This is a genomic window from Bacillus cihuensis (assembly GCF_000504145.1).
Taxonomy (GTDB): domain Bacteria; phylum Bacillota; class Bacilli; order Bacillales; family DSM-1321; genus Peribacillus; species Peribacillus huizhouensis.
In genome coordinates, this window is sequence record NZ_KI632495.1 from 1,737,953 (window position 1) to 1,763,834 (window position 25,882).

The 25,882-nt window shown below is 40.7% G+C and carries 21 protein-coding genes, 1 other RNA gene and 1 other annotated feature; of the genes, 3 read left to right on the forward strand and 19 right to left on the reverse strand.

What is annotated here, in order from left to right:
- Positions 1-620: 620 nt before the first annotated feature.
- From V179_RS0114170 to V179_RS31335, 5 genes are all read right to left on the reverse strand, one after another.
- Positions 621-884, reverse strand: coding sequence for a hypothetical protein (locus tag V179_RS0114170; RefSeq protein ID WP_028392045.1), 264 nt, complete (start codon positions 882-884; stop codon positions 621-623).
- Positions 885-1,007: 123 nt separating this feature from the next.
- A non-coding RNA gene (gene ssrS / locus V179_RS30115) (6S RNA) lies at positions 1,008-1,192 on the reverse strand.
- A gap of 61 nt (positions 1,193-1,253) precedes the next feature.
- Complete coding sequence (aspS, locus tag V179_RS0114175) at positions 1,254-3,029, reverse strand: aspartate--tRNA ligase (RefSeq protein WP_028392046.1); 1,776 nt, start codon at positions 3,027-3,029, stop codon at positions 1,254-1,256.
- A gap of 12 nt (positions 3,030-3,041) precedes the next feature.
- The gene (hisS, locus tag V179_RS0114180) at positions 3,042-4,313 is read right to left on the reverse strand and encodes a histidine--tRNA ligase (protein WP_028392047.1); all 1,272 of its coding nucleotides are present in this window, start codon (positions 4,311-4,313) and stop codon (positions 3,042-3,044) included.
- Between the two features lie 77 nt (positions 4,314-4,390).
- Positions 4,391-4,626, reverse strand: a binding site (T-box leader).
- Positions 4,627-4,729: 103 nt separating this feature from the next.
- Positions 4,730-4,906, reverse strand: coding sequence for a hypothetical protein (locus V179_RS31335; protein WP_028392048.1), 177 nt, complete (start codon positions 4,904-4,906; stop codon positions 4,730-4,732).
- Between the two features lie 127 nt (positions 4,907-5,033).
- Between V179_RS31335 and V179_RS0114190 the strand changes: the two genes are divergently transcribed.
- Positions 5,034-6,737 (forward strand): SH3 domain-containing protein, encoded by a 1,704-nt coding sequence (locus V179_RS0114190; RefSeq protein WP_051404965.1) that lies wholly within the window; start codon positions 5,034-5,036, stop codon positions 6,735-6,737.
- Positions 6,738-7,109: 372 nt separating this feature from the next.
- Here the strand turns inward: V179_RS0114190 and dtd are convergent, their stop codons facing one another.
- From dtd to V179_RS0114225, 7 genes are all read right to left on the reverse strand, one after another.
- Complete coding sequence (gene dtd / locus V179_RS0114195; RefSeq protein ID WP_028392050.1) at positions 7,110-7,550, reverse strand: D-aminoacyl-tRNA deacylase; 441 nt, start codon at positions 7,548-7,550, stop codon at positions 7,110-7,112.
- A 12-nt stretch (positions 7,551-7,562) separates the two neighbouring features.
- Entirely contained in the window at positions 7,563-9,758 is a 2,196-nt protein-coding gene (locus V179_RS0114200) for a RelA/SpoT family protein (RefSeq protein ID WP_028392051.1), read from the reverse strand.
- Positions 9,759-10,159: 401 nt separating this feature from the next.
- A complete protein-coding gene (locus V179_RS0114205) occupies positions 10,160-10,672 on the reverse strand; it encodes an adenine phosphoribosyltransferase (protein ID WP_028392052.1) in 513 nt (170 codons plus the stop codon).
- A complete protein-coding gene (gene recJ, locus V179_RS0114210; protein ID WP_028392053.1) occupies positions 10,663-13,032 on the reverse strand; it encodes a single-stranded-DNA-specific exonuclease RecJ in 2,370 nt (789 codons plus the stop codon). Before recJ ends, V179_RS0114205 begins: the two co-directional genes overlap by 10 nt.
- A 252-nt stretch (positions 13,033-13,284) precedes the next feature.
- The gene (locus V179_RS0114215) at positions 13,285-14,202 is read right to left on the reverse strand and encodes a nuclease-related domain-containing protein (protein ID WP_161632348.1); all 918 of its coding nucleotides are present in this window, start codon (positions 14,200-14,202) and stop codon (positions 13,285-13,287) included.
- Between the two features lie 368 nt (positions 14,203-14,570).
- Complete coding sequence (secDF, locus tag V179_RS0114220; protein ID WP_028392055.1) at positions 14,571-16,820, reverse strand: protein translocase subunit SecDF; 2,250 nt, start codon at positions 16,818-16,820, stop codon at positions 14,571-14,573.
- 260 nt (positions 16,821-17,080) lie between these two features.
- The gene (locus V179_RS0114225; RefSeq protein WP_028392056.1) at positions 17,081-17,383 is read right to left on the reverse strand and encodes a post-transcriptional regulator; all 303 of its coding nucleotides are present in this window, start codon (positions 17,381-17,383) and stop codon (positions 17,081-17,083) included.
- A gap of 134 nt (positions 17,384-17,517) precedes the next feature.
- On the opposite strand from V179_RS0114225, the gene spoVB reads away from it, so the two are divergent.
- Positions 17,518-19,080 carry a stage V sporulation protein B gene (spoVB, locus tag V179_RS0114230; RefSeq protein ID WP_028392057.1) on the forward strand — a complete coding sequence of 521 codons (1,563 nt, stop codon included), beginning with the start codon at positions 17,518-17,520 and terminating at the stop codon, positions 19,078-19,080.
- Here spoVB and V179_RS0114235 read toward each other — a convergent pair whose 3' ends face one another.
- On the reverse strand, positions 19,081-19,740 hold the full coding sequence (locus V179_RS0114235; RefSeq protein WP_028392058.1) for a DUF421 domain-containing protein: 660 nt from the start codon (positions 19,738-19,740) through the stop codon (positions 19,081-19,083).
- A gap of 248 nt (positions 19,741-19,988) precedes the next feature.
- Between V179_RS0114235 and V179_RS0114240 the strand changes: the two genes are divergently transcribed.
- Positions 19,989-20,354 carry a TIGR04086 family membrane protein gene (locus V179_RS0114240; RefSeq protein ID WP_034301183.1) on the forward strand — a complete coding sequence of 122 codons (366 nt, stop codon included), beginning with the start codon at positions 19,989-19,991 and terminating at the stop codon, positions 20,352-20,354.
- A 125-nt stretch (positions 20,355-20,479) separates the two neighbouring features.
- Here the strand turns inward: V179_RS0114240 and yajC are convergent, their stop codons facing one another.
- From yajC to V179_RS0114270, 6 genes are all read right to left on the reverse strand, one after another.
- Positions 20,480-20,764 carry a preprotein translocase subunit YajC gene (gene yajC / locus V179_RS0114245; protein WP_028392060.1) on the reverse strand — a complete coding sequence of 95 codons (285 nt, stop codon included), beginning with the start codon at positions 20,762-20,764 and terminating at the stop codon, positions 20,480-20,482.
- A gap of 38 nt (positions 20,765-20,802) precedes the next feature.
- A complete protein-coding gene (tgt, locus tag V179_RS0114250; protein ID WP_028392061.1) occupies positions 20,803-21,942 on the reverse strand; it encodes a tRNA guanosine(34) transglycosylase Tgt in 1,140 nt (379 codons plus the stop codon).
- A gap of 67 nt (positions 21,943-22,009) precedes the next feature.
- The gene (queA, locus tag V179_RS0114255) at positions 22,010-23,038 is read right to left on the reverse strand and encodes a tRNA preQ1(34) S-adenosylmethionine ribosyltransferase-isomerase QueA (protein ID WP_028392062.1); all 1,029 of its coding nucleotides are present in this window, start codon (positions 23,036-23,038) and stop codon (positions 22,010-22,012) included.
- 70 nt (positions 23,039-23,108) lie between these two features.
- Positions 23,109-24,113, reverse strand: coding sequence for a Holliday junction branch migration DNA helicase RuvB (ruvB, locus tag V179_RS0114260; RefSeq protein ID WP_028392063.1), 1,005 nt, complete (start codon positions 24,111-24,113; stop codon positions 23,109-23,111).
- 12 nt (positions 24,114-24,125) lie between these two features.
- Positions 24,126-24,740: a Holliday junction branch migration protein RuvA gene (ruvA, locus tag V179_RS0114265; RefSeq protein ID WP_028392064.1), complete on the reverse strand. Its 615-nt coding sequence runs from the start codon at positions 24,738-24,740 to the stop codon at positions 24,126-24,128.
- A gap of 597 nt (positions 24,741-25,337) precedes the next feature.
- The gene (locus V179_RS0114270) at positions 25,338-25,850 is read right to left on the reverse strand and encodes an intercompartmental signaling factor BofC (RefSeq protein ID WP_028392065.1); all 513 of its coding nucleotides are present in this window, start codon (positions 25,848-25,850) and stop codon (positions 25,338-25,340) included.
- Between the last annotated feature and the right edge of the window lie 32 nt (positions 25,851-25,882).

The window sequence follows — 25,882 nt, forward strand, 5'->3', positions numbered from 1 at the left end:
CCTTTACACTACATACCTTAGTTAGCCATGAAAAGTTTGCTTTTTTGAAAAAAAATTAAATCTTTTGTTGGTTACCCTAGAAAAATCTCAACTCTTTCTATAAACCTGCCCGTAATGAATTATTTTATATAAGCCCGATTCTAAGTATTTCGGTTCCACCTATGTTAGCTACGGCACATCGGCCAGAGCGCATGCACAAACCGTCTTTACGTGCCGGATATCAAATTTACGTGCCGATTTGGCTTCTTTTCGGTCCGGAACGGAGCTCTTTCGTGCCGAAATCATCACTTTTCGAGCGAGATTGGCGATTTTCGCGCCGGAGCTTAAATCTCTACGGTTCAACCACTTAATTACTATTTTTTTATGAACCCCGTTGCTGTCCCAGTTATGTTAGCTATGGCACATCAGCTAATGCACATGCACAAACCATCATTACGGGCCGGATTTCAAATTTACGTGCCGGTTTGGCTTCAATTCGGTCCGGAACGGAGCTCTTTCGTGCCGAAATCATCACTTTTCGAGCGAGATTGGCGATTTTCGCGCCGGAGCTTAAATCTCTACGGTTCAACCACTTAATTACTATTTTTTTATGAACCCCGATGCTGTCCCAGTTATGTTAGCTACGGCACATCAGCTAATGCACATGCACAAACCATCAGTACGGGCCGGATTTCAAATTTACATGCCGGTTTGGCTTCTTTTCGGTCCGGAACGGAGCTCTTTCGTGCCGAAATCATCACTTTTCGAGCGAGATTGGCGATTTTCGCGCCGGAGCTTAAATCTCTACGGTTCAACCACTTAATTACTATTTTTTTATGAACCCCGATGCTAAGTATTTCGGTACTAGCTATGCTAGCTAAGTCATAACGGCCAGAGCCATGCATAAACCATCATTACGGGCCGGATTTCAAATTGCGCGCCAAAGCTAATTTCTTTACGACTATTAAAAATCCATACAAAAAACCCCACTCCTATGGAGCAGGGTTAATCATCTAATGTTATGAAGTAAGAGGCCCGATTGTGCCGTTTACGCCTTTGTTTTGAACCCGCTCTTCGCAGGTGGGTGCGCTGTTCTGATCGTTGGCAAGTCCTCTTTCATGGAGGCATTTGCGTAGGGCAGAAACCTGGGCTCCCAAAACAATAAGTGTTCGGTCAAAACTTATCGGTTAAAGAACGAACACATCAGGACTCTTACTTGTTGGAATCATCATAACATACTGAATATTCACTTACAAGATTATTTATCTAGGAATTTATTCTTGTTTTTCCCCAACAATTGACAAATGTAATTCATCAAGTTGGGCCTTGCTTACTACACCTGGAGCTTGTGTAAGCATGTCTGACGCACTTGCAGTTTTCGGGAAGGCAATGGTGTCACGTAAGTTTGTACGGCCTGCCAATAGCATCACAAGACGGTCTAGTCCTAATGCGATCCCGCCATGTGGAGGTGTACCGTATTCGAATGCTTCTAATAAGAAGCCGAATTGTTCTTTTGCTTCTTCTTCACTAAAGCCGAGCGCCTTGAACATTTTTTCTTGGACATTGCGTTCGAAAATACGTAATGAACCGCCACCTAATTCGTAACCATTTAAAACTAGGTCATACGCTTGGGCACGTACACTTGCTGGGTCTGTTTCAAGCATTTCTAGGTCTTCACGGAAAGGCATTGTGAATGGATGGTGAGCTGCGAAATAGCGTCCCGCTTCTTCATCATACTCAAGCAATGGCCAGTCGGTAACCCAAAGGAAATTGAATTGGCTATTGTCGATTAAGCCTCTGTCTTTTCCAAGCTTAATTCGTAGTGAACCAAGTGCATCCGCGACAACATTTTTCTTATCAGCAACGAAAAGAAGAAGATCGCCTGTTTCTGCTTCAACAATTGAACTTAATTGTGCTTGGTCTTCTTCTGTGAAGAATTTTGCGATTGGTCCTTTTAAGCCATCTTCTTCCACTTTCAGCCAAGCAAGTCCTTTTGCTCCGTATACAGCAGCAAATTCGCCAAGTGCATCAATGTCTTTACGTGAATAATCAGCTGCACCAGCTTTTACATTTAAAGCTTTTACTTGTCCACCATTTGCAATGGCACCAGAGAATACTTTAAATCCACTATCTTTCACAAGTTCAGATACATCAATTAATTCCATAGCAAAACGAGTATCTGGTTTGTCTGATCCATAACGGCTCATCGCTTCTTCATATTTCATGCGTGGCAGTGGTAAGGTGATGTCGATTCCTTTTACATCTTTCATGACTTTTGACATCATAGCTTCTGCCATGTTCATAATGTCTTCTTGGCTCATAAAGCTTGTTTCAATATCGATTTGTGTAAATTCAGGCTGTCTGTCGGCACGTAAGTCTTCATCACGGAAACAGCGGGCGATTTGATAATAACGTTCAACGCCAGATACCATCAGCATTTGTTTGAAAAGCTGTGGAGATTGAGGCAATGCATAGAATTCTCCGTCATGAACACGGCTAGGAACTAAATAGTCACGTGCCCCTTCTGGTGTGCTTTTTGTTAAAATCGGTGTTTCAATATCAAGAAAACCTTCACCATCTAAGTATTCACGAACAGCTTTCGTCGTTTGGTGACGCATTTTCAATGTTTCAAACATAACCGGACGACGTAGATCCAAGTAACGATATTTCAGACGAAGGTCTTCTGACACTTCTGTTTTATCAGTAATTGCAAACGGTGTTGTTTTTGCTTCATTAATAATCGTGATCGCTTCTGCCAAAACTTCAATCTTACCTGTTGTAATATTGTTGTTGACGTTGCTTTCGTCACGGGTCACGACTTTCCCTTGTATATCGACAACATATTCGGTACGAATTTTATCCGCAACCGCTAATGCATCTTTTGATATGTCAGGATTAAAGACAACTTGGACAACCCCAGATCGATCTCTAAGATCAATAAATATCAAACCGCCTAGGTCGCGTCGTTTTTGGACCCAACCTTTTAATGTAACTTGTTCGCCAACTGCTGTTTCAGTTACTTCACCACAAAAATAACTTCTCCCAAACATTCTATTTCCTCCTTAAGCGTAAAGCTTCTTAAATTCAGCAACAAATGTAGCTAGTTCATATTCAACCTGTTCACCGGTCGCCATATTTTTTACATTAATTTTTCCTTTTTCAAGCTCATCGTCACCAAGTACAGCCACGAATTTCGCTTCTAGTCGATCGGCAGATTTAAATTGCGCCTTCACTTTCCGATCGCTGTAATCTTTTTCCACTGTAAAACCTGCTTCGCGTAATTGATACGCTAGTTTTACCGTGTAATCTTTCGCTGCATCGCCCATGGAAACGAGGTAGCAGTCGATGCCTTGCTCAATCGGCAGTTCAACGTTTTCCGCTTGAAGTGCCGCAATTAGTCGCTCAATACTTAGGGCAAAGCCGATTCCAGGCGTTTCAGGACCGCCGATTTCTTCAGCTAAGCCATTGTAACGGCCACCGCCGCAAAGCGTTGTAATCGCACCGAATCCTTCCGCTTCACTCATAATTTCAAATGCCGTATGATTGTAATAATCTAAACCACGTACAAGGGTCGGATCAACGACAAATTCAATGCCAAGGTCTGTCAAATGCTTTTGAACTTTTTCAAAATACACACGTGATTCTTCATTTAAATATTCAAGAATCGACGGTGCTGTTTTCATCAATTCATGATCACGGTCTTTTTTACAATCCAAAATACGCAATGGATTTTTCTCCAAACGACTTTGGCAATCACTACAAAACTCGCTAATCCGCGGTTTAAAATGGTCGACCAAAGCATTACGGTGAGCCGTTCGACTTTCTTTGTCGCCAAGACTGTTAATCACAAGCTTCAACTTTTTCAAACCAAGCTCTTTATACAGTCCCATGGAAAGAGCCAATACTTCAGCATCAATCGCCGGATCCTTACTTCCTAACGCTTCAATTCCGAACTGCACGAATTGACGGAAACGGCCTGCCTGCGGACGCTCATAACGGAACATCGGCCCGATATAATATAATTTTACCGGCTGATTCGGAAGACCGAACATTTTATTCTCGATATACGAACGAACTACAGCAGCCGTTCCCTCCGGACGTAACGTCAAGTCCCGATCGCCACGGTCTTTGAATGTATACATTTCCTTTTGAACGATATCTGTCGTATCACCGACACTGCGTAAAAACAATTCTGTGTGCTCAAAAATCGGTGTTCTGATTTCTTTATATTGATAGCGACGGCATAAATCACGCGCCGTTTTCTCGATATATTGCCAAATCTCCGTTGTACCCGGAAGCAAATCTTGCGTACCTCTTGGAATTTGAATGCTCATGAGAGATCCCCCTTAAAAAATTATGTAAATTCACATTTAATAAACAAAAAACTCCCATCCCTTGTAACATTGCTGCTACAAGGGACGAGAGTTGAAATTCCCGTGGTGCCACCCTTATTGAAACATATCATTATGCTTCCACTTAAAAAACAGTTAACGCCTGTCCTACGTTCATCTCTTACTAAAAAATTTTTTCAGAGTGAAACCTCAGAAGTGTTCTTCATTAAGGCATCATGTAGAAATGCTTTCAGCCTAAGGCATTTCTTCTCTTTTCATGTGGTTCTTAATTACTTTTCTTCATCATTGGTTGTTTATATGTATAAAAACTATAATAATTCTACTCATATACTTCATTAATAATAAGGACTATACCTAGTCTTGTCAATACCGCCATATTATTTCCCAATAGAAAGAGACTAACGGCCACCGAGCTTTTTTTTCAATTTTTGTACCTCTCGCTGATTTAAGCCATATTCTGATGCAAGTTCAAACATTGTTGAATCTTGTTCTTTTTGTAAATGATCTCGGAAATCGACACCGGAAAGTTGATTGGCTGGGTCTAGGCTTAATTGCCCTTTTTCACTAAATTTCATCATTCATCCCTCCTGCTTTTTTCTTAGTTTTACCCAAACCTCCAAGTTTTCTTCCTAAATAAACAGGAATTTTTATGAAAAAGTAGAATTATTTATTGCTAGACGATTTTTCAACGAGGAGGAAGACATGAAAACTAAAACATATATCGCCGGGATTCTGACAGCAGCTCTTCTTACATCAAGTGGTTTTTCGATCCAACCTGTATATGGTCAAAGTAACTCAGACATCACTGTCAATACAGAAGTGATCAATGTACGGGAAGGTCCGGCTTTAAGTTTCCCGGTTGTAGAAGAAGTTTACCGAGGAAGTACGTATCAGGTCGTTTCTGAGGAGAATGATTGGCTGGAAATTAAACTTGGTGAAAACAAATCGGGCTGGATTGCAGGCTATCTTGTTGCCGATCAAGCGGAACGTGCAAAGCGTCTTGAAAAAGCAACGGTAACGTCTGATCATGTACGGATCCGCAAAGGCCCTGGCACGACTTTTGAAGAAACAGGTTATATAAATAGTGGCACTGAAATTAGCATCCTAGATCGAGATAATAATTGGATCCATTTTAAAAACGAGACGATTTCTGGATGGATATCTGCCGATTTTATCCAAGCGGGTAGAACTGAAAATAAAGTTACCAACGTACAACCTGTTAAAGCGACAGGAATTGCCTTAACGAACAATCTCAATGTCCGTGCATCTGCTTCTAAGGACGGGAGAGTAATTGGCAAACTAAAAAAAGATGCGACTATTTCATTCGAAGACATTCAAGGTGAGTGGGGGAAAATTACCTTGAATGGCGAAAGTGGTTGGGTAAATACATCATTCATTGCAATCGACGGTGAAGAAAAAGCCACTGTAACCGCGTCTGAACTAGTTGTTCGGAAATTTGCTACGACCGATGGAGAAATCATTGCGACTGTTCATCAAGGGGATTCCTTCACTATTTTGCAAGAGCGAAACGACATGGCAAAAATCCAATATGAATCTGGAAAAACCGGTTGGGTTGCGACTCGGTATTTGCAACAGCCAGGAAAATCGGTTCAAACCGTACCTATAAAGGAAGAAAAACCTACTAGTTCCACGATCGTCATACTTCGTGATGGTACTAGTTTGCGAAGTGGTCCAGATACAAATACTACCTTACTCGCTCGTGCAAATAAGGGCGAAACTTTTTCCGTCCTCGGCGTGGAAAATGACTGGTACAAAATCCAGCTCGCAGAACAGACGGCTTATGTGGCAGGCTGGCTCGTTTCAACGGATGGACAAGCCCAACAAAGTAAACAATCCGGTATAGAAAAAAATCTCGCCGGTAAAGTGATTGTCCTTGACCCAGGCCATGGCGGAAGCGATCCAGGTACGATTGGCGTAGGCGGTACAATGGAAAAAGATTTAACGTTACGAACAGCTCGGATGCTTCAGGCAAAGCTAGAACAAGCAGGAGCAAACGTTATATTAACGCGCAGCCTTGATGCGTACATCACACTGCCAGCTCGGGTCGGGATTTCACAACTAAACGCGGCAGATGCCTATATTAGCATCCATTACGATGCGACTGAAGATACAAGAATTAACGGCTTTACGACATATTACTATCATTCCTATCAAATGCCGCTTGCCAAAGTACTTGACGATGCCCTAAGCTCAAGCTTGAAAATTAATAATCGCGGATATCGTTTCGGCGACTATCACGTTTTACGAGAAAATGACCAAAACGCAGTCCTACTCGAACTCGGCTATTTAAGTAATCCAATTGAGGAAGTTAAAATCACCTCAGGTGCATATCAAGAAAAGGTAACTACTGCTATTCATAATGGATTAATGACGTTTTTTAAATAAAATGAAGTTAGACGTGCCTACTCCGGGCACGTTTTTTGGTTATGTTCAAAACTGTTCTTTCCTCTTCCTAAATGGGGTGCTGGCATGTAAATCTCGGATCGCGCTCGATAAGTAGAGACTCCGGCGCGAAAGGATCCCATTCTCGCACGTAAAGAGACGAATCCGGCACGCAAATCTGATTTGCGGCACGTAACGGATAAAAAGGACGCATCTTTTTTCAGTTTGCGCTCCGGATCGCAATATGTAAATGAGCAACACCTGGAAAGAAGTTCTCCTCTATTTGGTAAGCGTCTATCAACTTGGAGGCTAAACTATGAAACATAACCGGAAAATGTCAAAAAAAAGAAAGCAAACCAGCTTTGGTCTACTTTCTTATTTACTCTCAACAATCAAGGTTACCGGGCCATCATTGGTAAGCTCGACTTGCATATTAGCTCCGAATTGGCCTGTTTCAATGCGGATGTTTCGCTTACGAAATTCTTCGTTGAAAAGTTCGTAAATGGCGTTCGCTTCATCTGGACGAGCGGCGTCCATGAAGTTCGGGCGGCGGCCTTTTTTGCAATCGCCGTATAAGGTGAATTGTGAAATAGAGAGGATTGAACCACCTACGTCGAGTAGGGAATGATTCATTTTCTCGTTTTCATCTTCAAAAATACGGAGATTAGCAATTTTTTCAGCGAGGTATGCGGCGTCTTCCGCTGTGTCGCCATGTGTAACACCGACCAGTAAAACAAGACCATGGTCGATGCTACCAATTGTTTCATGATTCACAAGTACTCTTGCTGCTTTAGAACGCTGTACAACAACACGCATGGTGATAACTCCTTAGTTCATGATTCTTCTAACTGAATAAATATCGGAAATTTGCTTCACTCGTTCGACGACCTTCTGCAGATGACTAATATTTTGGATCGCAATGGACATATTGATCGTCGCTACTTTGTTGCGATCCGACTTACCAGATACAGCCGTGATGTCCGTTTTCGTTTCATAGACCGCTTGTAGCACCTCGTTCAATAAACCGCGACGGTCATAGCCGCTAATTTCAATATCTACATTGTATTCTTTGCGATCATTCAGATTTCCTTCCCACTCAACCGGGATGAGACGGTTTTCTGCTTCGCTCGTGTTTAGATTGGTACAATCTCTTCTGTGAACAGAAACCCCACGGCCTTTCGTAATGAAGCCGACAATTTCGTCGCCTGGAACTGGATTACAGCATTTTGATAAACGAATTAATAGATTATCAATGCCTGCTACGCGAACACCAGATTCCCGTTTTTTCGATTTATGAATCGTTTTAAGTTCAGAAACAGCTTCGGTAATCGTTGGCCCTTGTTCCATTTCTTTCTGTTTCCGCAATTTCTCGGTAAGCCTAGTGGTAATTTGTGCAGCCGTGATGCCGTTATAGCCAACAGCCGCATACATGTCTTCTTCGTTAGAGAAATTAAATTTTTCAGCAACACGTTTGATGTTTTCTTGAGTTAAGATTTCTTTTAACTCAAAATCCAAAGCTTTAATTTCCTTCTCGACCATTTCGCGGCCTTTATCGATATTTTCTTCCCGACGTTGCTTTTTAAAAAATTGTCGAATTTTATTTTTTGCCTGTGAGGTTTGCGTGAGCTTCAACCAATCTGGACTTGGTCCATAGGAATGCTTAGACGTTAGAATTTCAATGATATCGCCTGTTTTCAGCTTGTTATCAAGCGGGACCATCTTGCCATTTACTTTAGCTCCTATCGTCTTATTGCCGATCTCTGAGTGAATGCGATAAGCAAAGTCAATCGGATTCGATCCAGATGGCAGCTCAATCACATCGCCTTTTGGGGTAAAAATAAACACCATATCTGAGAATAAATCAATCTTCAATGATTCGATAAATTCTTCAGCATTCGTCGCATCGTCCTGGAATTCAAGAATTTCACGGAAAAAGGTGAGTTTTTCTTCTAATGAAGATTGCTCATCAATTTCTTTGCCTTCTTTATACGCCCAGTGTGCAGCAATCCCGTATTCTGCAATTCGATGCATTTCGGACGTACGAATTTGCACTTCCAGCGGATCGCCTTTTGGACCGATCACCGTCGTATGCAGCGATTGATACATATTTTGTTTCGGCATCGCGATATAATCTTTGAAGCGGCCTGGCATCGGTTTCCAGCATGTATGGATAATACCAAGCACGGCATAACAATCTTTAATGCTATTGACGACAATCCGTACAGCAAGCAAATCATAGATTTCACTGAATTGCTTGTTTTGCATGGCCATCTTGCGGTAAATGCTGTATATATGTTTCGGTCGACCAGAAATATCCGCTTTGATTTTCACTTCATCTACTTCTTTGCGTACTTCCTGAATGACTTCATCTAAGTATTCTTCACGTTCGGCCCGCTTTTTCTTCATTAAATTTACGATACGGTAATATTGCTGAGGATTCAAATATCGAAGCGCTGTATCCTCAAGCTCCCATTTTATCGTACTAATCCCAAGACGGTGAGCGAGCGGTGCAAATATTTCCAATGTTTCGTTGGAAATCCGCCGTTGCTTTTCATGTGGAAGATGCTTTAACGTTCTCATGTTATGAAGACGGTCAGCTAGTTTAATTAAGATTACTCGAATATCTTGAGCCATGGCCACGAACATCTTCCTATGATTCTCGGCCTGTTGCTCTTCTTGTGATTTATATTTAATTTTACCGAGCTTAGTTACACCATCAACAAGCATCGCCACTTCTTCACCAAACTGCGTTTCGATATCTTTCAACGTCACTTCGGTATCCTCCACTACATCGTGCAAAAATCCACCTGCAATGGTCGAAGGATCCATCTCAAGTTCTGTTAAAATGCCTGCAACTTGAATGGGATGAATAATATACGGCTCGCCTGATTTACGAAACTGCTCTCTGTGAGCGTGCTCCGCAAATTTATAGGCACGATAAATAAAGTCTGTCTCATCCTGTTGAAGATAGTTACTTGCCCGTTCAACAACCTGTTCAGCTGTTAAAATTTGATCATTTGCCATCGTATCATCTTTACCCCACTTTACCCAGCAGAATCGCCTATCAAAAGGTTTTTTCGAATCAGGTTAATAAAAAATAGCCACATTTAGTGCTGCCGCTGATGCTTCATCTTTCTACAAGACAAAATGGAAGGTACAGGTATTCAGCAAAAAGTGACATGTATTACAATTGGAAGTCAAGATCTTCCGCTATTTACGTCCAGAAAACAGAAAATTAGTATTGTATCTATTATCAAGAAAAAGAAGCCATATGTAAAGAGCTAAGACAGTATTTTCTGCATAATTCGAGGTGTTTTTAATTGGTAACGACAATATTCACCGTTTCTTTACAATATATCCATAATAAAAAGGGCCGACTTCACATTTTCACAGTGAGGTCTGACCCTTGGAAATATTCTCTCGTTTTAGTAGCTCATTAAAGTTAACACGTCATAACCTTCTAACTTACTTCTTCCTTCTAAGTATGTTAAGTCAATTAAGAAGGCAATTCCTGCAACTACACCACCAAGTTCTTCAACAAGCTTGATCGTTGCTTCAATCGTTCCGCCCGTTGCAAGCAGGTCGTCTGTAATTAGTACACGTTGTCCTGGTTTAATAACATCTTTATGCATCGTTAATACGTCTTTGCCGTACTCTAAGCCGTATTCAACTTTAATCGTTTCGCGTGGCAGTTTCCCTTCTTTACGAACTGGTGCAAAACCGACACCAAGTGAGTAGGCTACTGGGCAACCAATAATGAAGCCACGTGCTTCCGGTCCTACAACGATGTCAATTTGTTTGTCTTTCGCATATTCAACGATTTGATCTGTTGCGTAACGATACGCTTCGCCGTTCTCCATAAGACTTGAGATGTCTTTAAATGAGATCCCTGGTTTCGGCCAGTCAGGTACAATCGTGATAAACTGCTTTAAATCCATTGCTTTGTTTCCTCCTCAAGGCTTTGAGCCTTATGAACTAAATGATTGAACCAATCGAATAACTGCTGATAGGAAGAATAAACAAGCTCGCGTTCAAGCTCAAATTGCTCTTTCTTACGTGCATATGATTCTGATTCGCTCAAGTCGCGTTTATTCGCATTGTTTGTGAGCATAATTAACCCATTCTCTATTGTAACAAAATCTAGTTCAAAAAACACCTGTGAGATAAAATCAATCGTATCTCGTGACCAACCGCGATATTTCGCTAAATCATCACCATGTCGTTTCAAATCAAGCGGGCCTTTTTTTGCTAAAAAAGCATAAAACCATTTGAAATGTTCGCGCGTTGGCATCGTGCTGAGAAAATTCTCTTGCTGATGGTACAGATGAACATAAATCCGAGCAGGTTCTTTGTTTGCGATTAATTTTTCCAAAATAGACTTATACGGCGGCATATCCATTAAGATTAATGAACAATCGTTTACATCAACTTGTGCTGCCTCTTCTTCATTCTGAATGTGCAAAAACCCTTGTTCCTGTTGTAAAAATGGGTAACGACTAAGTGTCGTTTCTGAGAAAATAATGACTTTACGATTTTGCTTCGGCACATCTTCAAGCCATTTTTCCACCTTATTCAGGCCGCGGTAATCGAAAAGCTGCCAATTCGTAACCGAAATATCTTGAAGAAAAATTTGCGGTTTCTTCATATTATTCCATTCATTAATCCCTAATTCCCCTATTACCGAAACTTCCGCATTTGGTGAAATATGATCAGCATAATTGCCGATTCCAAATCCGATTCCATCCAGTTTGACCGTTCCATTATCAAGTTGAAGTTTCAAGTGGTTTTGGTTCGAACCTATTTTACGAATCCCTGTAACACCAACGCTATCAATGACAACACGAGGTTTCGGATTGCTCATCCCGAACGGAGCAAGCAGACTCATTTCTTCAATGGTTTGAATGCTCACCTCGGTAAGATCCGTTTTCGCATCAAGCTTAGTGATCGGTGTGAAATCTTCTTCTGTTAATTGGTCAGCCGCTAGTTTGTTCAACCTGTTTCTTAAATCTGAAACATCATCGAGCTTCAACGTCATTCCTGCAGCCATTGGATGACCCCCGAAGTGAGGTAGAATATCTGAGCACAAGGTTAGATTTTTAAATAAATCAAAGCCTTCGATACTTCGAGCTGACCCTTTTGCAAGTCCTGTTTCGCTGTCATAACTTAACACGATAGTTGGGCGGTAAAATTTCTCAACAAGCTTGGATGCCACAATACCGACGATGCCCGAATTCCAGCCTTCTTTCCCAATAATCAGGACACCATTATCGGCTGGTGGATAGTTTTCCTCTACTTCACGAATGGCTTCTTCGGCTATTTCAGCCACAATCGCTTGCCGTTCTTTATTCATTGCATCAATTTCTGTCGCTAGATCAGCCGCCGTTTCCATATCTTCTGCCATGAGTAAATCTACAGCAGGATCAGCTGCTCCGAGTCGTCCAGCAGCATTAATCCGCGGCGCCATGCCGAACCCGATCGATTCTTCATTCAACGTGTCCTGCTGGATGCTTGCTTTTTTCATAAGTGCAAGGAGTCCTGGACGTCTAGTCTGACGCAGCTGTTCAATTCCCTTTGCTGCAAGTAAGCGATTTTCCCCATGAAGCGGGACAAGATCAGCAATCGTTCCAATCGCTGCAATTTCAAGCAAGTCCTCTGGCAGTTCTCCAAGCAGCGCATGTGCAAGCTTGAAGGCAACGCCAACTCCAGCCAAGTCTTTGAATGGATAAGGGTTTCCGTCAATTTTAGGATGGATAATTGCCAACGCTTCTGGTAATTCCACACCTGGTTCGTGGTGATCGGTGACAATGTAATCGATGCCTAACTCTTTCGCAATCTTGGACTCGTGAATAGCTGAAATCCCTGTATCCACCGTAATTAATAGCTTTACTCCTTCTTGCGCTGCTAATCGAAAGGCCATTTCATTCGGGCCGTACCCTTCCGTAAATCGATTAGGAATGTAAAAATCAACATTCGCACCAAGCTTATTCAACGTATCCATCATCACGGTCGTCGAACTAACGCCGTCCGCATCGTAATCACCGAAAATGCGAATTTTTTCGCCTTGATTTATGGCAGCTTTTATTCGTTCAACAGCCAGATCCATCCCTTTTAGTAAAAACGGATCGTGAAAGGCTTGTTTTTTTATAAAAAGAAAAGAGCGAGCTTCTTCAACCGTTTGGAAGCCTCGATTAACCAATAGCGATGCAACCAGAGGTGTTATATGAAGTTCCTTTGCTAGCATATTCGTAATCTGCTCATCAGCAGATTGTAAATTCCAACGAGTTCTTGGCTTTAACAATACATTCACCCCTCAATCCTATAATTATACAAAAGAGGACGAGGGGTTTCAAACTTATTTCGTTTCCATCCGGTCTCGCTGCATAGATTTTTCTTCCTTTTCATCTATTACGTGCCGCAAATCAAATTTGCGTGCCGGATTCGTCTCTTTACGTGCCAGTTCGGAAGGTTTTCGTGCCGGAATAGGGACGTTTCGTGCGTGATTTACGATTTGCGTGCCAAAGAAACATTTTGACCTAAAATGATGAGATACTTATTCATCAATAATAAGTTGATATGTAACAGCTCTTGATTTGCCTTCTTTAGGGAGGTTCATAGAGTTAAGGAGTTTTGCAGAAATCGATGCTGAAGGTATATCGAGAAAATTGCGAAACTCCCTATTCGTAATTTTAGTATCAACAAGTAGTGCATAATCTTGGATAGATTGGATGTGAGCTTTACTTGATTGATGATCACAAATATTGCATCTCCATTTACCTAATAATTTTTCCATTGGCAGTGTAAAGCAGATTGGACAATGAACACCACTCATAAGGATTTCTCTTTGGATTTGATATTTCAATAATAAATCTTGATTCAGTGGTGTATGTGATTTCATAATAGTTTTTGACACTTTCTTCATTGCTTTATGTGTCAGAAATTCTTTTGAATATTTATTCTCTAATCCTTGAAAAATGTGCAGAAATTTCTCTTTATGAATAACCTTTTTTGTAATTTTATGATTTCCCTGGGTTGTTTTTAATTGAGTATAAGGATTTGAAAAAATAACGAGGGTTTCAATTGGAATTGATCCGAGTTTTTGTTCATGAAGATATATTAGAAGATTGGAGCGGTGTTGTTCTACTTGTGAAACAGGATCCGGGAAGGTTTCCTCGATGTCCTGTTGAGTCGTTCGGATTAATTGATCAAACTGGGGATCAAAATAAACCGTCCCTACATAATTCTTCACTTCAAGAATTAACGCAAAATTGGCGGAAAGAATTAAATAATCGATCTGAAAAAAATGATTTTTAATCGGCAGTCTTATATCATGAAAAATCAGGTATTGTTTCTCATTCAAAAAACTCAATGTATAAACGAGCGACTGCTCACCTCGAAAACCAGCCAAATACTTGCCATAATCATTCTCAATAATTGGTCGTTTCGGATCTTCTAAAGGTAATCTTCGCAATAAAGCCTCCATTTTTCTTAATGTTAGCGAAGGTCTACATTCTTTAATAAACAAAAAATCACTCCTTATATGTTGTTATCTAAATCATTCGACAAAATCAAAGGAAATCCTACTCATTATAGCAAAACCCTATTTAATCTTTACAAAATAAGGTGGAAAATTGTCTAGTTCTGTATCATATCAAACCTTTACGGGCCGCTATTCAATTTTGCGTGCCTGGTTCGTCTCTTTACGTGCCAGTTCGGAAGGTTTTCATGCCGGAATGGACACGTTTCGTGCGTGATTTACGATTTGCGTGCCACAGCCTTATTCAATCAATTCACGAAGAAAACAAAATAAAGGACCAGCACAATCGCTGGTCCTTCATATTATACTTGTCCTTCTAGATTTTCTTTTTTAGCTTTTTCTGTGTTGAGTGTTCCTTTTTTCTTCAGTTCTTTTACTTTCAAGTCAAGCCAGAATTGAGAAGCAATGAAGAGTGAAGAATATACGCCGCAAAGCATTCCGATTAGGAGTGCAAGTGCGAAGTTTCTAATTGCATCGCTACCGAAGATTAACAAGGCGACAACAGCAACAAGTACGGTTAATACGGTGTTGATGGAGCGTGTTAATGTTTGGCGGATACTGATGTTCGTAATTTCTTCGAGTTCTTCCACTGTCTTGATTTTCTTCTTATGACGTAGGTTTTCCCGGATCCGGTCAAAGGTTACGATCGTATCATTGATCGAGTAGCCGATGATCGTCAGTACCGCTGCGATAAAGGTTAGATCGACTTCAATTTGCAGTAAGCTGAATATGGTTATGATGAAAAATGCATCATGCAGGAGCGCGATAACCGTTGGTACACCCATTCTCCATTCAAAACGAACAGAAACATACAGGATGATACCTAGTGATGCAATCAAGACAGCCTTCAAAGCATTTTTCGCAAGTTCTTTACCGACTGTTGGCGAAACAGTGCTGACATTCGGCTCAGATTTATACTTTTTGATGAAATGGCTTTTTAGGTCAGCGATTTCTTGTTTAGTCAGGACACCTTTTAATCGGACAACACCTGATTGATTATTTGTACCAGCAAGGACTATATCTTCTGTCTTCAGATTGAGAGAATCAAATTCACCTTTAATTTCTTCTTTCGTGAGCGGCTGAGCTGAAGACACTTCAATGCGTGTACCACTGCTGAAGTCAATGCCAAGGTTCAAGCCGAAAACAAATAGGAAGATGATGCCGATGATCGTTACACCAATTGATAGCCCGTAAAAGATTTTTCTTGTTTTAACAAAATCAAGTTTATCAAAACGAGTAGGCAAGTGATATAGGTCCATTTTTTCAGCAAGATCATGAATATGTTTCTTGTTTACCCCAAACCAGCCTGGGCGCTTGTTAAAGATATTGCTGTTCACCCATAGGTTCATACAGAAGCGAGTTCCATAAACCGCTGTAATAAAGCTCATTAAAATACTGATGATAAGCGTCGTTGCGAATCCTTTAACAGAGCTTGTGCCATAAAAGAACAATACGCCTGCAGCAAGTAGCGTCGTTAAGTTGGCATCGAAAATCGTGCTAAGTGAGTTTTTCGTGCCTTCAGCTACAGCAGCTTTCACAGAGCGGCCAAGCTTGATTTCATCCTTAATCCGTTCATATGTAATAATATTCGCGTCTACAGCCATTCCAACTCCGAGAATCAATGCAGCGATTCCTGGCAATGTCAAGACAGCGTTCATCCAATCAAACACAAGTAATGTTAAGAAAATATAAACAGCTAAAGTCACGACCGCGATGAAGCCTGGGAATCGGTAATAGCCTAACATGAATACGAAAATAAGCAGAATACCGATGATTCCTGCAAGAATGGTTTCATTTAATGCCTGCTCACCAAACTGTGCCCCCACTGATGTTGAATATACTTCTTTCAATTCAACTGGCAGGGAACCTGCATTTAACAGATCAGCTAGTTCTTTTGATTCTTTCACTGTGAAGTTTCCAGTAATCTGAACCGTATCTGTATTAAATACTTGGGATACTGCAGGTGCGGAGATCATATTCTCTTGATTTCCTTTGATGGAATCTTTTCCTTCTTCAAAATCAAGCCAAATTGCCAAAAGATTGGTACCTTGAGGCATAGCTGAAATTTTTTGCGTCACTTCTTTGAATTTATTTTTATCTTTTAAGGTGACAGATACAGCAGGAGTGTTATTTTCATCAAAAGTTGGCTTTGCTCCGCCTTCTTTTAAATCAGAACCAGTTAGCATCAATTTATCGTTGTAATCACGGAACGTGAGCTTCGCTTGAGTCGATAAAATTTCCCGGGCTTTATTCTGGTCTTTAACACCAGCTAATTGCACACGAATTCTATTTTTTCCCTCAATTGAAATGACTGGTTCACTAACACCAAGGACATTCACTCTTCGGTTTAAAGACTCTACCGTACTACTTAGTACATCTTGAGTCACCTTTTGATTTTCACCTGGTATTACTTCATACAGAACCTCAAATCCACCTTGAAGATCAAGACCGAGCTTAATATTGCTCAAGATTCCTTTTGAAGTGGTACCTATCGTCGCGATAATTAATAACAAGATGAGAAAAAACGCAACGATTCTACTTCTTTTTACCATTGATTTGTGGACCCCTTTCTATTACACGCCTTACCCAATAGTTTCAATGATCGGTATTATCGGCATCCTCACGAAAGAAACGGGTTCTCCCGAACTAAGTTTCAACCTGTTCGTAGTTGATGAAAAGCGTATAACGTACCTAATCAAAAAATAGGCTTAAAGCGCTATTTCTCCAAGAAATTTTCATAATAATTGCAACACCATTATTATGAAACAATTACAAACTACTGTCAATTTAAGTTTATCCCATTTACAAAACATTAATCTTTAAGTAGTTCTTTCAGCTCTTCACTCGATAATTCCTCGAATAAATTGGGTGCTGTATAGGCTTCTATCATTTTATAGGTCATATATTGGTTAGAAGAAAGAGTGAGGATGTCTTGGACAATTTCATGAATATGTATATCTGGCTCTGGTTTTTTCCATCTTTTCGAAACAAGACATCCCCATAGTTCATTTTCGTTCACCTCATCTAAACCGAACAGTCGTAATTCTTCTACTTTGTTGCGTAAAACAGGCTTTACTTTTATAAAATAGCGCTGATAGGGATGATGTTTCTCCATTAGTGACACCTCCATGGGATCATTTTGCTGATTTTTCCGTTGCTTTTTAGAAGACTAAGTCATGCTTTGTCCACATTCTCATATAGATAATTGTATATGATATTAGCTTTTTTGAGAAGGCAGGGATGAATGGCATGTCGAAGTTTTTAAAAGGAACCCTCATTTTGCTTGGTGCGAGCTTGATAACGAGGATTCTTGGATTTATTAATCGAATCGTAATTGCCCGTTTCATCGGTGAAGAGGGCGTTGGTTTATACATGATGGCGCTTCCCACTTTATTCCTTGTCGTCAATATTACGCAACTCGGCTTGCCCGTAGCCATTTCCAAGTATGTTGCAGAAGCAAATGCTAAAGGTGATGAACGAAAAGTAAAGAAAATCCTTGTCGTTTCAATTGCCTGTACGATTACTTTATCACTCATTTTCACACCAGCTATGATTTTACTTGCTCCTTGGATAAGTCAACATCTTTTCACAGATGATCGTACCGAGTGGCCGTTAATGGCTATTGCACCAATTGTGCCGATTATCGCTATTTCATCGGTTATTCGAGGCTACTTCCAAGGCAAGCAAAATATGAAGCCGTTCGCGTTTTCGCAAGTGATTGAACAAATTGCTCGGATTACCTTCATTGCTGTTTTGACAAAAGCGTTTCTGCCATATGGGATTGAATATGCAGCAGCTGGTGCGATGTTTGCTTCAATTATCGGTGAACTTGTTTCACTCGTTTATTTACTTACGATGTTTAAAATAAAAAAACATTTTAAAATGCGTAAAAATTTCTTTTCCGTTTTTTCATCTAGTAAATCAACGCTTAAGGAATTGATGAGTATTGCCTTACCAAATACCGGTAGCCGCTTCATTGGAAATGTCGCTTGGTTTCTCGAGCCAATTGTCGTTGCTCAAAGCCTAGCCATTGCCGGATTAACAGCTTCTATGGCGACAAAACAATATGGAGAACTAGCCGGATATGCCTTACCTTTATTAATGTTGCCATCTTTCGTGACCGCGTCCTTAGCAACATCCCTAATCCCATCTATTAGCGAAGCTCGATCGGTTGGTGATACTAATTTAATCGAGCGAAGGCTTCAGCAATCGATCCGAATTACCTTAATAACAGGTGCCTTAGCTGTTGTCGTTTTATTCGTCCTGGCTGAACCGATTTTACAAATGATGTACGGATCTGATAATGCGGCTGTTTTCATTAAATTTTTAGCCCCGTTTTTCATCTTGTTTTATTTTCAAACGCCATTACAGTCGATGCTTCAGGCACTCGATTTGGCCAAAGCGGCTATGGTAAACAGCTTAATCGGTTCCATTGTCAAAATTGCAGCTATTTGGTTTCTTGCTTCAAAAGAAAGTTTCGGCATCATGGGTGCCACAATCGGAATTGCCGTAGGCACTGTATTAGTCACATTCCTACATTTCACAACTCTTTTAAAAATCATCCCGGTTACGATCCATCTTCGTTTATATGCATCGACACTATTCATTACACTGCTAACTGGACTTTGTGGACATTATTCGTATTATACACTGGTCATTTCTCAGCCTTTGTTGCCAAGACTGTTGATTTCATGCGTTAATATGGTTGTCACATTCACTTTGCTTCTTTTACTTCTTGGAGAAATAAAGAAAACCGAACTGCAACGGATTCCGGTTATTGGCCATATGCTTGCAAGACTTGCCTGGCGCTAGCTAATGCTCCGGGCTATTTTTTTCATCAATAAACAATTGACCGTCCGTATAGCTGCAAAACGAAATGTGCTTAATGTTTGTGTATCCTTTTTTATCTAGCTCTTGCATGAGCCACTCGGGCGTTTGATTAATATAAGTCAAATTATCTTCTTGTAATTCGCCATCTAAAATAAGTGGAAAAGGACCCGTTTTCGCCGATTTCTTTACTTTAGACTTTTCAATGACAGAAAGCTCACCAGACGTTTCTAATATTGCATACTCGACATCGCCAATATTAATAATATTTTGTGATCTTAACTGAGCCAGTAAATCATCGAAATTATAGCGCTGACTCCGCATCGCATTTTCATTAATTTTCCCTTTACTAATAATGACTGTCGGTGATCCTTCAACAAGATTCCGGAATTTTAGGCTTTTTAATGAAAAATAAGCAAATGTGATTTGCGTGATTAATAAAATCATCATCGGTAATAACGTAGACATGATCGGTTGATCCAATCTATCTATAGAAACGACTGCCATTTCCCCAATCATGATAAATACGACTAAATCCAACACACTAAGCTCCCCTACTTCTCTTTTCCCCATCATCCGAAAAATAATCAGAATGACGATGTAAAGAAACAGGGTCCTCAAACTTAATTCGATATAATCATGCATCTGTCATTCCCCCAATCTGTTTTAGGATAGACGGAATACAGGGAAATTATTTACCTTGTTTAGCACTCTTTTTTGTCCCAGTTTAACAGGCTGTATTCCCCACCTCTTGAAGTTTCACTTAATCCGGCTGATCCGTTATTCACTTGGTCTAAAACTAGACACATACGAATATGCTTGTACAAAGACATCTAGGCCTATTAGACTTCGAGCCATGATGAAAGGGGAGGAATACAATCGAAACGAGAAAAATGGGGACTGCAATTCTGCATGGAGTAGGCGTCATTTTTATATTAATCATTCTGTTTAGCTTTATTTTTTCAATGATTCTGCGATTTACGAGTGTTACGGAAAGTTCACTCACTTATATTATTATGGCGCTTTCTTTTATCACATTGTTTATTGGGGGCTTTGTTTCAGGTGGCAAGGGGAAGAAACAAGGGTTACTGTTAGGTAGTGGAACAGGGGTGCTTTATGTACTGATTATTCTTATGTTCCAATATCTTGGTCATGACTCACTATTCTCGTTGAAACAATGGATTCATCAAGGCTGCTTCGTTGTGACCGCAATGATGGGCGGCGTCCTTGGAGTGAATATGAGCTCATCACAGACGTAAAAAAGATCATAGATACAAAGAAAGGGTCAGACCCCGCAACAATTAAACACAGCATAAGATAGGTGTATGAGACACTATATACTGATTTAGAGTGCGAGGTCAGACCCTTCAATTTTCATTCTGAATTATACGAGTTCTTTTTCCGGAGCGCTTTCCTTTACTTCGCGGATTGCAGAACGCTCGAATTTCAGTTTACTTCCATCTGTCGCTTTAATGACAGCTGTTGCATCTTCAATGCTGTCAATTGTTCCATGAAGACCGCCGATTGTAACGACTTTGTCCCCTCTCTTTAAGCTTGATTGCATCAAATTAACCGCTTTTTGTCGCTTTTGATTTGGACGAATCAATAAGAAGTAAAACAGAACAAACATTAATACTAATGGTAGAATTCCACCTAGTCCTTGTGGCATAATATCTCTCCTTTCTGAATAATATCTATTTTTTTGAGTTAGAAATTCCTAGCATTTGGCTTATTAAAACCGTATTGCTCAAAAAATTCTTCTCTAAAGTCTAACAATCGATCTTCACGGATCGCTTGTCTAACCTGTTCCATTAAGTTTAACAGAAAATGAAGGTTATGGTAAGTAGTTAATCGAATTCCGAATGTTTCTTCACATTTAATTAAATGACGAATATAAGCGCGACTGTAATTTTTACAAACATGGCAATCACAATTTTCATCGATTGGTCCGAAATCACGCGCATATTTCGCATTCTTGACAACTAATCGACCATTGCTTGTCATTAAAGTACCATTGCGGGCAATCCTTGTTGGCAATACACAGTCAAACATATCCACACCACGTATCGCGCCATCAATTAATGAATCCGGTGAACCAACCCCCATTAAATAACGCGGCTTGTCACTTGGCAATAGCGGTGTCGTAAATTCAAGAACGCGGTTCATGATATCTTTCGGTTCACCGACAGATAAACCACCAATTGCATAACCAGGGAAATCTAGTGAAACAAGATCTTTGGCACTTTGTTTACGTAAATGTTCGAATTCGCCACCTTGGACGATCCCGAATAACCCTTGATCATGTGGGCGCTCATGAGCGTTTAAACAACGTTCAGCCCAACGAGATGTCCTCTCAACCGATTTCCTCATATACTCTTCAGTTGCTGGGAATGGCGGGCATTCATCAAACGCCATCATAATATCAGAGCCAAGTGCATTTTGAATTTCCATCGCTTTTTCAGGACTTAAGAAAAGCTTGTCCCCATTCAAGTGATTTCGGAAATGTACGCCTTCTTCTTCAATTTTTCGGAAGTCGCTTAAGCTAAATACTTGGAATCCGCCTGAGTCGGTCAATATAGCCCGATCCCAGTTCATGAATTTATGCAGGCCGCCTGCTTCCTTAATAATATCATGACCCGGACGCAGCCATAGATGGTACGTATTACTTAAAATAATATTGGCACCCATTTGTTTTAAATCTTCTGGTGACATGGTTTTTACAGTCGCCATTGTTCCTACTGGCATAAAGGCCGGCGTTTCATAAGAGCCGTGTGGTGTATGAACAATTCCTAGCCTCGCACCACTTTGTTTACATGTTTTAATATGTTCATAACGTATTGCAGTCAAAAGCAAGAACTCCTTTATTTATTAAATTTTTTATCCCTGTAAAACTCCCACTGATGAAAGTTCCACTTTATATAATCAACATCGCATCGCCAAAACTGAAAAAGCGGTATTTTTCTAATACGGCTGTTTCATAAGCATGTAGCACATGTTCTCTAGTGGATAGTGCACTGACTAACATAATCAACGTTGATTTTGGCAAATGGAAATTCGTGATCATGCCATCAATCCCCTTAAACTCATAACCCGGGTGAATAAAGATACTCGTCCAACCACTTTCTTCTTGAAAAACACCATCATGACGCGATGCAATCGTTTCTAGTGTTCGGGTTGAAGTCGTGCCGACGGTGATAATTCTTCCTCCAGCCGAACGAACTTGGTTCAAGATCTGTGCCGTTACAGCTGTCATTTGATAAAATTCCGAATGCATATCATGGTTGTCGATATCATCGACGCTTACGGGGCGGAAGGTGCCTAAGCCGACATGCAATGTGATAAAGGCTATATGAACACCCATCTCTTTAATTTTTCTAAGCAGTGGTTCGGTAAAATGCAGCCCAGCTGTAGGAGCTGCTGCTGATCCCCGCTCCCTTGCAAAAACAGTTTGATAGCGGTCCTGATCATCCAATTGTTCTTTAATATAAGGAGGCAGCGGCATCGTTCCAAGCTCGTCCAACACTTCGTAAAAAATCCCATCATAACTAAAGTCAAGGATTCTACCGCCATGTTCAAGCACGCCTGTACAAACGGCTTTGAGCTTCCCATCACCAAATACGATAACCGATCCTTCTTTAATCCGTTTTGCTGGTTTTACAAGCGTTTCCCACGAATCATTTTCTTCTTGCTTTAAAAGAAGAACTTCTATCTTCGCACCTGTTCCATCCTTACTACCGAATAATCGAGCTGGAAGAACTTTCGTATCATTCAATACGAGACAATCTCCTGGCTTCAGATAATTCGTTATTTGCTTGAATGTTTCATGCTCCATCTCACCAGTCTCTTTATTTAGCACCATTAAACGGCTTGATTCACGGTCTAAAAGCGGAACTTGGGCAATCAATTCTTCTGGCAAATGAAAATCAAATAAATCTACCTTCAACTTTTTCACTTCCTAAATCTTCAAATCATTCTCTTGATGCTTGACGAAAACGCATGCGTGTTCGCTCCAATCATTTTTCCATTAGCGGATCGATCTGAAAATGCCGATAGACAAGCTCAGTGACAATCCGGCCTCTTGGCGTTCGCTGGATAAACCCGATTTGCAGGAGGTACGGTTCGTAAACATCCTCAATCGTATGGGATTCTTCACCAATTGTCGCTGCAATCGTTTCTAAACCAACCGGTCCACCGCGGAATTTTTCAATAATGGCTTTAAGTAATTTATGGTCAATATGATCTAAGCCTAAACGGTCCACTTGCATTAATTCGAGTGCATAATCAGCCATGTCCCGTGTAATTGTACCATCTCCACGTACTTGGGCAAAATCACGAACCCTTCTAAGCAAACGGTTGGCAATCCGCGGTGTACCACGAGAGCGCCGCGCTAATTCCCCTGCTGCTTGTTGATCCATTTCTGTCTCCATAATCACAGCAGTTCGCTCGATTATATCCGCTAACTGTGGTTCCGTGTAGTATTCAAGCCTGCTTAATACACCAAAACGATCTCGCAATGGCGCAGACAAGGAACCTGCCCGAGTCGTTGCTCCGACAAGCGTAAAGGGCGGCAAGTCAATTCTAACAGAACGAGCAGTCGGCCCTTTTCCAATGACGATATCTAAACAGAAATCTTCCATCGCTGGATACAGCACTTCCTCAACGGTGCGGGGTAGACGGTGGATTTCATCGATAAAGAGCACATCACCTGGTTCAAGGGCACTAAGAATCGCCGCTAAATCACCAGGTCTTTCAATTGCCGGACCAGATGTTGTCCGAACATTCACACCCATTTCATTGGCAATGATTACCGCAAGGGTTGTTTTCCCAAGTCCAGGTGGGCCATATAAAAGAACATGGTCCAATGTTTCTTCACGCATTCTCGCTGCTTCTATATACACACTTAAATTCGCCTTTACTTTCTCTTGGCCAATATATTGTTTTAAATATTGAGGTCGTAGGCTTTGTTCAAAGGATTGTTCGTTCAATTCAGCTTCCTGGTTGAGCAGTCTCTCCTCCATATTCGCCACCCCTTATCTTAACATCATTTGCAATGCTTTTTTAATATATTGTTCTGTCGTCATTTCCTCATCCTGAAGCTTTTTCGCTACCCGCTGCACTTCTTTCTCAGAATAACCGAGTGCTTTCAACGCAAGTGTCGCCTCTTCCAATGCTTCACTGATCCCTGCAGCTCTTATAGCTTTATCATGACCGTCATTGAAAAGATTCGGAAAAGCATCAGGAATGATATTCTCAAGCTTCCCTTTCAAATCAAGTACGATCTGACGTGCCGTTTTCTTGCCGACACCTGGGAATTTCACAAGGAAGCTTTCATCTTCATTTTCAATGGCCTGTACCACTTGCTCTACTTGGCCGGAAGCCAAAATCGCAAGCGCCCCCTTTGGACCAATTCCCGTTACATTCAATAATTTTGTGAACAAAGCTTTTTGCTCACGTGTTTCAAAGCCATAAAACGCGGCAATATCTTCGCGTACATGGTGGTAGAGGAAAACTTGCACCTTTTCATTCATCTTTGCTGAAAAAACAAAAGGATTGGGCGTCATAATCTGATAGCCAATCTCTCCATTTTCCACCACTATGTATTCTGGTCCAATATAATTAATGGTCCCTTTTATATAATCATACAAATCTCTTCGCTCCCTGAATTTGCTTTACCTCTTATTTTACCACAAAAACACGGACAAGACAGAGAAATGATTGCGATCAAGTTAGCAAACAATGAATGGCGTTAAAACGCCACCAGTTACTATGAAGGGTAGATCATGAAGCACGCTATACTTCTCCTAATCACAATGGTGGCGGTACAGAGCCGAAATTTCAGATGCTTTCTCGATCATATAGTGAAACTTCAATCAGTGGGGAGCTTCTTCATCCCCTACTGATTGTTTGTCCCGTTCTACTGCTGCTAAATCTTTGATAAAGCGATAGTACGAACCAGATTCAATGAATCACAGACTAAGTACGCCACGTCCTGTGGCAACATCTGTGTGACCCACATCCTGTGGGCCTCAACTAAACCTCTGCTCGCGCGCATCGGTAAGTTTCAATGTTTATCACCAATGGGGCTTTTACGGGCAGTTATCCCCCACCTCCGCTTCCACGATTCCTGCTAAGTAGAAGGTCTATACTAGTAAGTCGCAAAGCCCCGTCCCCATGTCCTTCATACAAAAATAGACATGCTCGTCCCCATTCCCGAAACGAAACATGTCTTTTATTGGCTTGATTCATTTTTTATTATATGGAAGAGAATAAGACTTGTACGCTTCAAGCACCTTTTCATATTGATTCTTATTCAAAATGGGAATTCCATGTACAAGCTCTTCTTGTTCTTTCACTTCTAGCTTCTCTATATCGAGTTGGAAAAAAGACTGAATGATTTTTTGCTCCTCCGGTTTGCCGTTAAATATGGAGAAGATTCCATCTTCACTGATTCCAAAAAATCCATTTGATTTTAGTAACGGGGAAATATCTGGTTCGTTTTTCTTTAAAACTATTCTTTCATTATTTTGGTCAACAAGCTCCCAACCTACATATTCCGCCCAAAAATCCTCCATCGCTAAAATAGACTCAGTATGCGTCTCTTCACTCATCTCACCATCCAAATACACCCGCTGCAAAACGACCTTTCTTTCTAAAGCTGCCGTTATCACATTGGTTTGTTCTGATGCTGATGAAACAGATCCAATCCAAGCTATTCCTGTTAATAGAATAGATAGAAAAACTAATTTCAATTTCACTTAGTAATCACCTCTTCTGGCCGAAGTGGAAT